The organism is Polaromonas sp. AER18D-145 (assembly GCF_002379095.1).
Lineage (GTDB): Bacteria > Pseudomonadota > Gammaproteobacteria > Burkholderiales > Burkholderiaceae_C > Polaromonas.
The window spans coordinates 52,336-64,616 of sequence record NZ_NBZV01000017.1; the positions used below are offsets into that span (position 1 = coordinate 52,336).

Below are 12,281 nucleotides of genomic sequence, written 5' to 3' on the forward strand. Positions count from 1 at the left end.
CGTTATGGTGAGGAAGAAAGCGGATCCGGCTTCAGGGCGCCATCTGTTTGGGCAGCCACAGGATGATGGAAGGGAATGCGACCAGCACCGCCAGCAGCATCAGGTGGCTGATGACGTGCGGCCAGACCCCCGCGAAGATTTCCTGCAGGGGGCGCTTCGCGTAGCGCGCGACGACGAAGACGTTGAGCCCCACCGGTGGCGTCACGAGGCCGACCTCGGCGACGACGATGACGATGACGCCGAACCACACCGGATCGAACCCCAACGCCTTGATCAGGGGCAGCACGACCGGCACCGTGAGGATCAGGATGGCGACCTGGTCCATCAGGCAGCCCAGGACGAGGTAGCCGAACAGGATGATCACCAGCACCATCCAGGGCGACACGCCGAGCGAGCCGACCCAGTCCACGATCATCTGCGTGCTCTGGGTCAGGGTCAGAAAGTAGCCGAAGATCTTGGCGCAGACGATGATCATGATGATCATGCAGCTCGCATGCGCCGCGTGCGTGAGCGCCTTGGCTAGGCTCTTGCGGTTGACCGTTCCCTCCTTGATCGCCAGAAGGAAGGCCCCGAAGGCGCCGATGCCCGAGGCCTCGGTCGGCGTGGCGATGCCGCTGTAGATGACGCCGGTGACGGCCATGAAGAGCACCAGCATCGGGCCGACGACCTTCAGCGAGCGGATCTTCTCCATCATCGTGTAGGCCTGCCCGCGGGGCGCCGAGGACGGGTCGATGAGGACCAGCGCCCAGACCGTGGCCATGATCGTGAGGGTCACGAGGATGCCGGGAATCACGCCCCCAATGAGGAGCTGGCCGATGTTGACGTCGGCAATGATGCCGTACAGCACCAGGGCGATGCTGGGGGGAATCAGCATCGCCAGCGTCCCGGAGATGGCGACCACGCCACCTGCGAGCTTGGGGTCGTAGCCTTGCTTGAGCATGGCCGGCATCGTGGTCGACGAGAGGGTTGCCGCGGAGGCGGTGCTCGAGCCGGAAATCGCGCCGAAGCCGGCCCCGGCGAGCGCGGTGGCCATGCCCAGCCCGCCCGGTACGCGGCCCACCCAGGTCTTGGCGGCGTGGAAGAGGCCGTCCGCCACCCCGCTCAGGATGACGAACTCCGCCATCAGGATGAACATGGGAACAGAGATCAGTTCGTAGCTGCCCGCGGTGGACAAGGGGGTCGTCGTGATGACGCCCGCCAGCACGTCGAGCCCGCCGATCATGAACAGGCCCAGGCTGCCCGCGATCGCCAGCGAGAATGCGACCGGCGTCCCGAGCGCCAGCAGAGCAAACAGCAGGAGGGTAATACCGGCAGCGATCATTGCGCCGTCTCCTCGGTGCCGGCGATGGGTGGCAGCGCCAGCAGCTCGCGACCGCTCGCGAGCGTGCCCAGGTAGCCGATGGCGTTGAGGATCAAGCGGATCGTGAGCAGGCCGAACCCGATCGGCAGCATGATGCTGATCGTCCAGGTCGGGACCGCCAGACCGCTTGTCGATTCGGCCGCTGTCGCGAGGTCGGCCATCGTGTTGCGCGCCGAGACCCAGGTGCAGATGGCGAACGCGGGGATCGAGACCAGCGTGGCGACCGCCTCGAAGACATACCGCGCACGGGGGCTGATGTAGTTGTGGACGATGTCGACAGACACGTGGGCGTGGGCCTTGAGGGTGTGCGACACCGCGAAGAAGAAGAGCCCCGGCATCAGGTAGCTGGAGACCACTTCATAGGCCCACTGGATGGGCGCGTTGAAGAGGTAGCGCAGGGACACGTCCGCCACGACGATGAACATCAGCGCGAAAAGCATTGCGCAGCCGACGAACATCACGACGTTGTCGATTGCATCGACGCCACCGCGGATCGTTTGGTAAGCAATTGGTTTTGTCATCCGTTTTCCTCAACGCCCTTTCCAGGCGGGTGTTCTTTTTTCTCGGAATGCGCGAGGACCCTCCTGGGCGTCCTCGCTCAGGTAAACCTTCTCGAAAAGGTGCGTCGCCGCACGCTGCGCGGCGGAGCGCCCCATCTCGTTAGACAGGTAGACGAGTTCGCGGGCGGCCCGCACCGTCAGCGGCGCGTTGGCGGCGATTCTTGCGGCCATCGCCATGGCGCGCGGCAGGACTTGTAGCCCCGGCACCACGTGATTCACGAACCCGATCTCGTACGCACGCTGCGCAGTAATCGGCTCGGCCGTCAGCAGCAATTCCATCACGGCCCGCTGCTGCACCATGCTCATGAGCGGCGCTGCCCAGGGCATGCCGCGTCCCACCCGCGCCTCGGTGATGCCGAAAGTCGCGTGGTCGGCGGCGATGCACAGGTCGCACATCTGGGCCAGCAGCCAGCCGCCCGCGAAGGCCAGCCCGTTCACGGCGGCGATGGTGGGCTTGGTCACCCGGATGCTGTCACCTATGATCGGCAGGAAACCCGGCGGCGGCACCGCCAGACCCGATTCGGCGGCCTCCTTCAAGTCCATGCCGGCGCAAAAGGCCTGGTCCCCGGTTGCGGTGAGGATGGCGACCAGCGCCGAGTCGTCCTGCTCGAAGCGCTCGAATGCAGTGAAGAGGCCGGAGCGCACTTCGCCGCTGATCGCGTTGCGCTGGTCGGGCCGGTTGATCCGGATCACGACCACGGACCCGTGCTGCTCGTAAAGCAGGCTCGGATTGATCGCTTCTATGCTTCCGGGCGCGTTCATGCAGTCACTACCTTGCGCCGCATCATGGCCGTGCGCCGGCAGACAGCCACGATCTCGCCGCGCTGGTTCAGACCCGTGTGCTCGAACTCGACCAGACCGGTGTCGGGGCGCGACTTGCTGGCACGCACCGACACCACGCGGGTGCGGGCCTTGAGCGTATCGCCATGGAACACGGGCTTGGGAAAACGCACGTCGGTCATGCCCAGGTTGGCTACCGTCGTGCCCATGGTCGTGTCGTTCACCGTCATGCCAACCAGGATACCCAATGTGTACAGGCTGTTGAAAAGGCGCTGGCCCCATTCGGTGCCGGCGGAAAAATGGGCGTCCAGGTGCAGCGGCTGCGGATTCATCGTCAGGAGGCTGAACAGCGTGTTGTCCATTTCCGTGACGGTGCGCGACCAGTCGTGCATGAATTCTTGGCCCTCAAAAAATTCCTCGAAATGCAATCCTGCCATGTTGTCCCTCCTATGTCTTCAGGTCATACCCGCAGCCCGTAAGTTCGCCCCGCGGGACGCCCCAGGCCGCTGCCCATTCCTCACCACCGTCTTGCCCAGGCGGCTCGGGCAGGTCGGGGACGGTGGCGCTGAAACGTGGTGCCGGCGCCGGCTGGACGACGCCCGCGATCTCGATGAAATTGCGGCGCGCGGCGCTGTGCGGATGTCGTGGCGCTTCGGTCGGCGAGAGCACGGGCGCGAAGCAGCTGTCGCTGCCTTCGAGAATTTCGCACCACTGCGCGCGGGTTCGTGTTTCGAAGATCGCCGTCAGGCGCCCACGCAAGTGCGGCCAGTTCGCCCGATCGTCGAAAGCGGTCAGGTCCAGCGCGTCGATGCCGGCCTCAGCGAGCTTTTTTCGAAACACCTGCTGGAACTTCGCCTCGATCGGCGCCAGGCTGACGTACTCACCGTCGGCGCAGCGATATACATCGTAAAAGGGCGCGCCAGAGTCCAGCAGATTGGTGCCGCGCGGGCCCTTTTGAAGCCCGGCGGCGATGAGCCCGTGCAACGGCGTCATCAGCGCACCCACACCATCAACCATCGCCGCGTCGACTACCTGCCCTTGCCCAGTGGCGCGGGCATGGAGCACCGCGCTCACCATGCCGAAGGCCAGCATCAGGCCGCCACCCCCGTAGTCGGCGACCAGATTCAACGGCGGCGTCGGCGGGCCGCCTTCACGGCCGATCGCATGCAGCGCGCCGGTGAGCGCCAGGTAGTTGAGATCGTGGCCCGCGGCGTGCGCGAGCGGGCCTTCTTGGCCGAAGCCGGTCATGCGGCCGTAGATGAGTTTCGGATTGTCGGCCAGGCACACATCAGGGCCGAGGCCGAGGCGCTCCATCGTCCGGGGACGGAATCCTTCAATGAGCGCATCCGCCCGCGCCACAATGCTGCGAGCCAGAGCCAGGCCAGCCCCGCCCTTCAAGTCGACGCGCATGGACCGCTTGCCGCGTTGCAGCAGGTCGAACTGCGGAGGGCGCGGAATACCCAGGCTGCTGGGCTCGGTGCGGTCCAGGCGCAGCACCTGCGCCCCCAGGTCGGCCAGCAGCATGCCGCAGAACGGCGCCGGGCCGATGCCCGCGAACTCGACGACGCGCAGCCCTGCCAAGGGGCCGCTTCGCGCAAGGTCGTGCGTGCCGGCTGCCATGGGGTCAGTACGACTTCGGCAAGCCGAGCACCCGCTCGGCGATGTAACAAAGCACCAGCTGCGGGCTGATCGGCGCGATACGCGGGATCAGCGATTCGCGCAGGTAGCGCTCGACGTGGTATTCCTTCGCATAGCCGAAGCCACCGTGCGTCATCACTGCCTGCTGGCAGGCATTGAAGCCCGCCTCGCCCGCCAGGAACTTCGCCGCATTGGCGCTCGCGCCGCAGTCCTTGCCGCTGTCGTACTCCCACGCCGCCCTCATCACCATGAGGTTGGCCGCCTCCAGTTCCATCCAGTTCTGCGCGAGCGGGTGCTGGATGCCCTGGTTCATGCCAATGGGGCGGTTGAAGACGTTGCGATCCTTGGCGTAGGCCGTGGCGCGCTGCAGAGCCACACGGCCCAGCCCCACGGCCTCGGCCGCGATCAGCACGCGCTCCGGGTTCATGCCATGCAGGATGTATTCGAACCCACGACCTTCCTCGCCGATCAGGTTCTCCGCAGGGATTTCGAAGTCCTCGAAGAAAAGTTCGTTGGAATCGACGCACTTGCGTCCCATCTTCTCGATCTCGTGCACCGTGACCCGGCTGCGGTCGAACGGCGTGTAGAAGAGGCTCAGGCCGTGCGTGGGCTTCTTGACCTCTTCCAGCGGCGTGGTGCGTGCCAGCAGCAGAATGTTGTCGGCCACCTTGGCGGTCGAGATCCAGACCTTCTGACCGTTGACGACATAGCGGTCGCCCTTCTTGACCGCGCGCAGTTTCAGTTGCGTCGTGTTCAGGCCCGTGTTCGGCTCGGTCACGCCGAAGCAACTCTTGGCCTCGCCCCGCGCCACCGGCGGCAGCATGCGGCGCCGCTGTTCCTCGTTGCCGAAGACGGCCACCGGGTTCAGACCGAACAGGTTGATGTGCACGGACGACGCGGCCGACATGCCGCCGCCCGACTGGGTGATGGCTTGCATCATGATGGCCGCCTCGGTCACGCCCAGCCCGGCCCCGCCGTATTCCTCACCGATGCACATGCCCAGCCAGCCATCGTCGGCCAGCGCCCGGTAGAGCTCTTCGGGGAAGCGCCCGTCATGGTCGCGGTCAAACCAGTACTGGTCATCGAATTGCGCGCAGATGCGCGCGATGGCCTCACGGATGCTTTCCTGTTGTTCGCTCAGTTCGAAATTCACGCTGTGTTTTCCTTGGAAGAGGGAGCCGGCGGGGCCTGCACGGCGCCGCTGGCGAGAAACGAATCAATTTCCTCGGCGCTGTAGCCGGCCTGGCGCAGAATCTCCACGCTGTGCTCACCCTGGCTGGGCGCATGCTTGATGGGGCCGGTCGGCGTGCCGAAGAAGCTGACAGGGGCGCGCATCGAGCGGATGGTGCCCTCGGTGGGGTGCTCCACCGTAGTAAAAAACCGGGTGGCGGTGAGGTGCGGATCCTCGAGCACGCTCTCGAAGTCGTGCATCGGCATCATCGGGATGTCGGCCTCTTCCAGCACGCGCATCCATTCGGCCGTCGTGCGCTCCCCGAAGATGTCCGAGAGCCGCTCGTAGACGAAGTCGATGTTGCGCGAACGGTTCGCGAACGTGGCAAAGCGCGCGTCTTCCTTTTGCAGGGACTCGCGGCCGATGGCGCGCAGAAAACCTTCCCACTGTTTGTCGTTGTAGACAAGGGCGCAGATGTAGCCGTCCTTCGTACGGTAAGGACGCCGGTACGGCGAAAGCTGCCGCGCGTAGCCACCACCGTCGAGCGGAGGCTCGTACGTCAGGCCGCCGAGGTGGTCGCCGAGCACGAAGCCCACCATGGTCTCGAACATCGGGATGTCCACGCGCTGTCCACGGCCGGTGCGGCCCCGCGCGATCAGGCTGGCAAGGATGCCGCCCACCGCCGTGATGCCAACGATGCGATCCGCCATCGCCGTGGGCACATAGCGGGGCGTGCCGTCGCTGGCGCGGGCAATCAGGTACGAGAGCGTGGACGCACCCTGTATCAGGTCGTCGTAGGCGGGCCGCGCGGCATAGGGGCCATCCTGGCCGAAGCCGAAGAGGCCGGCGTAGACGATGCGCGGATTGATCTTTTCCACGGCCTCGTAATCCAGGCCGAGACGCGCCATCGCTTGCGGGCGCACGTTGTAGACCAGCACGTCCGCTTCGGCGATGAGTCGATGAAGCACCGCGATGCCTTCGGGACGCTTCAGGTCCAGCGAGAGCGATCGCTTGTTGCGGTTGGTGTTAAGGAAGATGGGCCCCATGTCGTCATGGCGAGCAGGCCCGATCTGGCGCACGACGTCCCCTTGTGGCGCCTCGACCTTGATCACGTCGGCGCCCATGTCGCCGAGCGCCTGCGTGGCGAACGGGCCCATGAGGACCGACGTCATGTCGATGATGCGAATGCCGTGCAAGGGTCCCATCGGGGCGTATTCTCGTGGTTGAGGGAAGGTTAAATTCAACAGGCTGACATCATTGTTCATACCAGTGGACATTTTGTCAATAGGGTATTCACCGATCAATGGTGGAATTCTCTAGTGAAAGTGGCCTGAGATAGCGAGCATACATCGCCATGGCTAGAATTCATATTCATATACCTGTACATTACATTTCATGTACAAGAATGCAGTCAATCCTGCTGCAAGCGCCCGCTTGCCGGCCCTGGTGCTGGGGCTCTGCTTCCTTTTCAATTTCCTGGCCCGCGGCATAGGCGACACGTTCATGGTGTTCCTGCTGCCGCTGCAGGCCGAATTCGGCTGGCAGCGGTCGCAGATGACGGGCGTCTATTCAACTCTGATGGTCATCAGCGGCTTGAGTTCGCCGCTGGCTGGGCTACTGATCGAGCGCTGGGGGCCGCGCAAGCTGTATTCGGTGGGCATCGCCGTGTTGGCGTGCGGCTACTTCCTCGCGGCATTCGCAACGAAAATCTGGCACTTCTACTTGTACGTGGGATTACTCGGCGGCCTGGGCGCGGGCGCGATCGGCATGGTGCCCGCCACCGCCCTGCTGAGCCGGTGGTTCTCGCACCGGTTCGGCGCGGCCACCGGCATTGCTTACGCGGGATTCGGTTGCGGCTCGCTCGTGATGGTGCCCCTCACGCAGGCGTTGATCGATGCCTCGGGCTGGCGCGCCACCTACCGGTGGGCTGGCGAAGCCTTGCTGGTCGTGCTGGTCCTCTCGCAGTTCATCCCCTGGCGGGCCATCCTCGTGGGGCGCGCCGATCCGCTGTCGCCCAGACTGGCTCGCGGCGCGGCCGACGCGAAGAGCGCGTCCGCGGGGTTGCGCTCGGCATTGGGGCAGCGGCGCTTCTGGCTGATGGTGCAAATCATGTTCTTCACCGCCGTGGGCATGTACCTCGTGATCGTCCAATCGGTTGCCTATCTCGTCGACGTGGGCTTCCCGCCACTGAAGGCGGCGAGCGCCTTCGGGGCCGCGGGCATGCTATCCGTGGTCGGCGTGTCCAGCGCCGGCTGGATCGCCGACCGCTTCGGCTACAAGCTGTCCGCCACCGCGAGTTTCATCGGCACGGCCTCGGGAGTCGCCATGCTTTACAGCCTCTCGTTCGGGCCCAGCACCGTGCTCCTCGCGTGCTACGTTCTGTTGTTTGGACTCTTCCAGGGCGTCCGGGGGCCACTCATCGCCAGCCTGAGCTCGCGGCTCTTCGCGGGCCCCGGCCAAGCGGCGATTTACGGCGTGATCTACGCGTGCATGGCGATCGGCTCCGGCATCGGCGCCCTGCTCTCCGGGGTGCTGTACGACGCAACAGGCAGCTATAGCCTGGCGTTCATGCTGTCACTCGGGTGCCTGGCCATTGCGGCCGCGCCGTTCTGGACGTCCGACCTGCTGCGGCATAATCGGGCCGCCGATCAATCCACCCTTCGATAGATAACCTGTGAACGTCAAACAAGCTGCGAACGTGCTCGATCTGCTCGAGTTCTTTGCCAAGCACCGCCAGCCGGCCACGCTTGCGGAGGTGTCGAAGCTGCTCGAGTGGCCGCGCTCAAGCACCTTCAACCTGTTGGGTACGCTGGCGGCGCGCGGGTTCCTCTATGAGCCGCGCGCCCGCGGTGGCTACTATCCCTCGCCGCTCTGGTTCTCGCTTCTGCAGCAGATCGAAAGCGCGGAGCCGATCCCCGAGCAACTGCGAGAACTGCTTCACGCCCTTGTCCAGCGCACCGGCGAGACGGCGGTGCTGGCCGCCTCGAGTAGCGCATACGCCGTGTTCCTGGATGTAGTGGAATCGCCCCATGCCATCCGCTATACCGCTTCGCCAGGCAAGCTGGTCCCACTTCATGTGACGGCCACCGGCCGCGTCCTGTTGTCGCAAATGACGACCGCTGAACGCTCGGCCGTGCTGCGGCGGGCGAACTTCGAGCGCTATACGCCCTCCACACTCATGAGTGTGGCCGCGGTCGAAAAGGAAATCCAGCGCTCGCTGGAGCGCGGCTGGTTCGAGGGCAACGCCGAGTTCACGCCGGACTTGGGCGGCGTAGCGCTGCCTCTGAAGATGCCGCACCGCCAGTTCGCCCTGCTGTTGGCCGGGCCGATGTTCCGCGTGGGCGAGCGCACCAAGGAACTGGTGGAAGCGATCAAGGGCGAGATCGAGCGGCACTTGGGAAATCCCACATGACAGCGCCGGCTCCGCCCGGCATTCATTACAGATGAGCTTCACGGCAGATTGCCGCGGGACGGTTTGGAGCATCGCCAGACTTTGATCGTGAATCGTCCACCGCACCTAAGCCCGGACGCCGCGATCCCCCCAAAAGAGCCGACTCGACACTGACGACAAGCGCATGTCATAGCAAGCTAGGTATCTGGCGCTCCCGAGTTCGACACTTTGCGCCACCAAATCACCTCTCTTCCCAATAGAAACAAGGACTTAGCAGCGTAATTCAAATTATCTGTGGTGGCACGTTTGAAGTTGACCCCATTTCGCGGACACCTTATTGTTCTCAAAGAAGGAGTCCAAAATGCCTATTACCAAACCGCCGTATCCGGCGCAATTTCGCCAGCAAATGGTCGAACTGGTGCAAGCTGGGCGCAAGTCCGGTGACCTGGTCAAAGAATTCGGCTGTCACATCACCAGCATCTTGAGTTGGGTACGCAAGGCGCAGCCGACCTCAGCCGCGTCGCCAACCGATTCTGGCCCACTGAGCGCGGTTGAACGACAGGAACTCATGGAATTGCGTCGCAAGTACCACCAAGTCCAGATGGAACGCGATATCCTGGCAAAGGCTACGGCCTGGTTTGCCAACAACGGCGACAAGACGTTCACGTCGTCTACGCGCTGATTGAAGCAAATCAGGCCGAACTCCCCGTGCGGACCATGTGCAAAACACTCAGAGTCTCCGCCAGCGGCTATTACGGCTGGCAGGGACGTCCAGTCTGCAAGCGCCAGCAGGCCAATACCACTTTGGCTGCAAAAATTCGTGAGGCATTTGTCGCCAGTGACGAGACCTACGGTATGCCTCGCATCCGCGCTGAGTTGTTGGATGCCGGGGTGGTGGCCAGCCGCAAGCGCATCGCCCGCTTGATGCGCCAAGGCCACATGCGGGTGTCAGCCGCCGACGCAGCTACGTGGTAACCACCCAGCGTGATGTGCGCCAGCGCCCGGCACCAGACCTGGTGAATCGGGAATTTGTGACCACGGACATCAACCAGTTGTGGGTGGCCGACATGACCTACATCCCGACGTGGACCGGCTTTCTGTACCTGGCCATGGTTATCGATGTCTTCAGCCGAAAGGTGGTGGGTTGGGCCTTTGGCGAGCGCATGACAGCCGACTTGGTGATTCTGGCGCTCAACATGGCACTGATGACCAGGAAGCCAGATTCTGTGATTCATCATTCAGATCAAGGCAGCCAGCGCCTGGCCACGCTGTCGGTCTCGCACCTGTACAACCTGCGCAAGAGCACCGACTACCAGGCCCAGCGGGTGCGCTTCACCAAGACCCGAGCGGTGTGCAACCCCATTGGCGTGCGCAAGGCCCCACGGCCCAACGGGCGCGCTGGCTGGGTGCGCATCGACACCGTGCACCAGGGCGACCTTGATGGCGTCAAGGGGGTGTACTTACAGCGCCGAGCGCTGACTGTGCGGCTTCTCCTTGCATGACCGCACTTAAAACACATTCCTAAAATATAGTCAACTCTCTTATTTTGACGCGAGTCCTTAGCGTGCTTTGTTCTCCGTTTTCTGAAGCGACCCCATCTGTATCTCCACCGGTCAAGTCGAGCTTCCTCCACGATGCGTTGCCAGGAAACCCCCGATTGACGGTTTTGCATCCTAACGTTATTCTCATATTTGAACAAGTATTCTGATATCAGAATCAACAGGAAGCATTGATCCAATGAGCACTCCAAAAGCCGCCCGGCGGAAACGAACGGGGGTTGCACACCGGGTAGACGGGGTGCCGATGTCGCTGACACGTGTGCTGCGACTGCTGCAGCTGCTGGCCGACCAGCCCTTGGGCATGGCCCTTGCGTCGCTGTGCGTGTCGATGAATGCACCGAAAACCAGCGTGCTCTCGCTGTTGCGAGGCCTCACTGCGCATGGCTACCTGCAACGCAGCGACGCGGTGTATCGATTGGGCCCCGAATCGTTCTCTCTTGGGGCTTCGCTGGTTTCAGCCAGCTCGCTCGACGTCGTGGCCATGCCGTTCCTGAGCGAAGCGGTGGCGAGATCCGGCGAGACAGCATTGATCGCCAAGATAAACCGCGCAGCGGGTCAACTCATCTACAGCCCAATCATCGAGAGCACGAAAAGGATTCGATACGCTGTACCGGCCGGAACGACACGACCGCTGTTTGCCTCGTCCGCCGGGCGCGTGCTACTCGCGTTCCAGGACGACGCATGGCGCGACGAATATCTGCAAAGCACCGATCTTCGTGCAATGACGCCGCGCTCCGTCACCGACCGAAAGCAACTGGCGCGCATCATCGAGCAGGTTCGAAAAACCGGCGTGGCCGTCACGATCGGGGAAGTCACACCGGATGTGGCCGGTTTTTCGGCCCCGATCTTCGAGCCCGGCGGCCGTGTGAATGCGGCGCTGATCATTGCCGCGCCTATCGAGCGCGGTCGCGTTGCGGCTGCTGACCTGCAGCGCCTGGTGATGGAACTCGCCGCAAACATTTCGCGTGCGCTCGGCTACCGTCCGGAACCGGACCCGCGTGAATTGGCGGCACGCGACCACAAAGAACCGAACAACAACTTGACCAGGAGATTGAGCCCATGACCAACGAACTTCTCTACGAGGTCAGCGACGGCATCGCCGTCATTACCATCAACCGCCCCAAACGCCGCAATGCGCTGAACCGCGCCGTGCGCGAAGGATTTTTCGAGGTCTGGCGCCGCTTCGAAGCCGACGGGCAGGCCCAGGTGGCCATCCTCACCGGGGCCGGTGACAATTTCTGCGCCGGCATGGACCTTGTGGAAGCCGCCGACACGCAATTGCGCATCCCGCCAGCGGGCTTCATCGCCGTGCTCGGCGACAACATCGAGGTCACCAAGCCCGTCATCGCCGCCGTGCAGGGCTATGCCTATGCGGGCGGTTGGCTGCTGTCGCAGATGTGCGACCTGTGCGTGGCGGACGAAACCGCCAGGTTTGCCATCACCGAGGCCAAGGTCGGACGCGGCATGCCGTGGGCCGCGCCGGTCATCCACATGCTGCCGCAGCGCATCCTGATGGAAGTCGCGATGACCGGCGACCCGCTGACAGCGCAGCGCGCCTACGAACTCGGCTACATCAACCGCCTGATGCCCAAGGGGCAAGCATTGCAGGGCGCCAAGGAACTGGCGGCCCGGCTCATGGCCAATGCGCCGCTGACAGTGCGCGCGGCCAAGGAAATGGTGCGCCTGTCCACCGAGATGGGCCGCACCGCCGCGCTGCGCGCCTCCAACCGTGCGTTCGATGCCGTCTACCTCAGTGAAGACGCCTTGGAAGGCCCGCAGTCTTTCCGGGAAAAGCGCAAACCGGTCTGGAAGGGGCGCTGAA

14 protein-coding genes are annotated in these 12,281 nt (G+C 63.8%); 7 read left to right on the forward strand and 7 right to left on the reverse strand.

Annotated features, from left to right (window positions below; all coding sequences use genetic code 11):
- Positions 1-31 precede the first annotated feature (31 nt).
- From B7G52_RS10670 to B7G52_RS10700, 7 genes are read right to left on the reverse strand one after another with little or no spacing between them, the layout of a single operon-like run.
- Positions 32-1,321: a TRAP transporter large permease gene (locus B7G52_RS10670; protein ID WP_096697581.1), complete on the reverse strand. Its 1,290-nt coding sequence runs from the start codon at positions 1,319-1,321 to the stop codon at positions 32-34.
- Positions 1,318-1,881 carry a TRAP transporter small permease subunit gene (locus tag B7G52_RS10675; protein ID WP_096697582.1) on the reverse strand — a complete coding sequence of 188 codons (564 nt, stop codon included), beginning with the start codon at positions 1,879-1,881 and terminating at the stop codon, positions 1,318-1,320. The genes B7G52_RS10670 and B7G52_RS10675 overlap by 4 nt, the downstream gene beginning before the upstream one ends.
- Before the next feature lie 9 nt (positions 1,882-1,890).
- Positions 1,891-2,682: an enoyl-CoA hydratase/isomerase family protein gene (locus B7G52_RS10680; RefSeq protein WP_205853051.1), complete on the reverse strand. Its 792-nt coding sequence runs from the start codon at positions 2,680-2,682 to the stop codon at positions 1,891-1,893.
- Positions 2,679-3,137, reverse strand: a complete 459-nt coding sequence (locus B7G52_RS10685; RefSeq protein ID WP_096697583.1) for a MaoC family dehydratase — start codon at positions 3,135-3,137, stop codon at positions 2,679-2,681. The genes B7G52_RS10680 and B7G52_RS10685 overlap by 4 nt, the downstream gene beginning before the upstream one ends.
- A gap of 10 nt (positions 3,138-3,147) precedes the next feature.
- Positions 3,148-4,320, reverse strand: a complete 1,173-nt coding sequence (locus tag B7G52_RS10690; protein ID WP_096697584.1) for a CaiB/BaiF CoA-transferase family protein — start codon at positions 4,318-4,320, stop codon at positions 3,148-3,150.
- A gap of 4 nt (positions 4,321-4,324) precedes the next feature.
- Positions 4,325-5,491, reverse strand: a complete 1,167-nt coding sequence (locus B7G52_RS10695) for an acyl-CoA dehydrogenase family protein (RefSeq protein ID WP_096697585.1) — start codon at positions 5,489-5,491, stop codon at positions 4,325-4,327.
- Positions 5,488-6,714: a CaiB/BaiF CoA-transferase family protein gene (locus B7G52_RS10700; protein WP_096697586.1), complete on the reverse strand. Its 1,227-nt coding sequence runs from the start codon at positions 6,712-6,714 to the stop codon at positions 5,488-5,490. Before B7G52_RS10700 ends, B7G52_RS10695 begins: the two co-directional genes overlap by 4 nt.
- 190 nt (positions 6,715-6,904) lie before the next feature.
- Here B7G52_RS10700 and B7G52_RS10705 point away from each other — a divergent pair, with 190 nt between their 5' ends.
- From B7G52_RS10705 to B7G52_RS10735, 7 genes are all read left to right on the forward strand, one after another.
- Complete coding sequence (locus tag B7G52_RS10705; RefSeq protein WP_096697587.1) at positions 6,905-8,176, forward strand: MFS transporter; 1,272 nt, start codon at positions 6,905-6,907, stop codon at positions 8,174-8,176.
- Between the two features lie 7 nt (positions 8,177-8,183).
- The gene (locus B7G52_RS10710) at positions 8,184-8,921 is read left to right on the forward strand and encodes an IclR family transcriptional regulator (protein WP_096697588.1); all 738 of its coding nucleotides are present in this window, start codon (positions 8,184-8,186) and stop codon (positions 8,919-8,921) included.
- A gap of 340 nt (positions 8,922-9,261) precedes the next feature.
- Entirely contained in the window at positions 9,262-9,582 is a 321-nt protein-coding gene (locus B7G52_RS10715) for a hypothetical protein (RefSeq protein ID WP_096697589.1), read from the forward strand.
- Positions 9,583-9,617: 35 nt separating this feature from the next.
- Positions 9,618-9,875: an IS3 family transposase gene (locus B7G52_RS10720; RefSeq protein ID WP_096697590.1), complete on the forward strand. Its 258-nt coding sequence runs from the start codon at positions 9,618-9,620 to the stop codon at positions 9,873-9,875.
- 41 nt (positions 9,876-9,916) lie between these two features.
- Positions 9,917-10,402 (forward strand): DDE-type integrase/transposase/recombinase, encoded by a 486-nt coding sequence (locus B7G52_RS10725; protein ID WP_141397426.1) that lies wholly within the window; start codon positions 9,917-9,919, stop codon positions 10,400-10,402.
- Between the two features lie 301 nt (positions 10,403-10,703).
- Complete coding sequence (locus B7G52_RS10730; protein WP_096697592.1) at positions 10,704-11,522, forward strand: IclR family transcriptional regulator; 819 nt, start codon at positions 10,704-10,706, stop codon at positions 11,520-11,522.
- Positions 11,519-12,280 carry an enoyl-CoA hydratase-related protein gene (locus B7G52_RS10735; protein WP_096697621.1) on the forward strand — a complete coding sequence of 254 codons (762 nt, stop codon included), beginning with the start codon at positions 11,519-11,521 and terminating at the stop codon, positions 12,278-12,280. The genes B7G52_RS10730 and B7G52_RS10735 overlap by 4 nt, the downstream gene beginning before the upstream one ends.
- Position 12,281 lies beyond the last annotated feature (1 nt).

What these genes read in the sequence shown, in the direction of transcription:
- B7G52_RS10690 (WP_096697584.1), bottom strand. Translation starts at nt 4,320, where the DNA reads ATGGCAGCCGGCACGCACGACCTTGCGCGAAGCGGCCCCTTGGCAGGG.
- B7G52_RS10715 (WP_096697589.1), top strand. Translation starts at nt 9,262, where the DNA reads ATGCCTATTACCAAACCGCCGTATCCGGCGCAATTTCGCCAGCAAATG.
- B7G52_RS10680 (WP_205853051.1), bottom strand. Translation starts at nt 2,682, where the DNA reads ATGAACGCGCCCGGAAGCATAGAAGCGATCAATCCGAGCCTGCTTTAC.
- B7G52_RS10735 (WP_096697621.1), top strand. Translation starts at nt 11,519, where the DNA reads ATGACCAACGAACTTCTCTACGAGGTCAGCGACGGCATCGCCGTCATT.
- B7G52_RS10675 (WP_096697582.1), bottom strand. Translation starts at nt 1,881, where the DNA reads ATGACAAAACCAATTGCTTACCAAACGATCCGCGGTGGCGTCGATGCA.
- B7G52_RS10670 (WP_096697581.1), bottom strand. Translation starts at nt 1,321, where the DNA reads ATGATCGCTGCCGGTATTACCCTCCTGCTGTTTGCTCTGCTGGCGCTC.
- B7G52_RS10705 (WP_096697587.1), top strand. Translation starts at nt 6,905, where the DNA reads ATGTACAAGAATGCAGTCAATCCTGCTGCAAGCGCCCGCTTGCCGGCC.
- B7G52_RS10720 (WP_096697590.1), top strand. Translation starts at nt 9,618, where the DNA reads ATGTGCAAAACACTCAGAGTCTCCGCCAGCGGCTATTACGGCTGGCAG.
- B7G52_RS10700 (WP_096697586.1), bottom strand. Translation starts at nt 6,714, where the DNA reads ATGGGACCCTTGCACGGCATTCGCATCATCGACATGACGTCGGTCCTC.
- B7G52_RS10685 (WP_096697583.1), bottom strand. Translation starts at nt 3,137, where the DNA reads ATGGCAGGATTGCATTTCGAGGAATTTTTTGAGGGCCAAGAATTCATG.
- B7G52_RS10730 (WP_096697592.1), top strand. Translation starts at nt 10,704, where the DNA reads ATGTCGCTGACACGTGTGCTGCGACTGCTGCAGCTGCTGGCCGACCAG.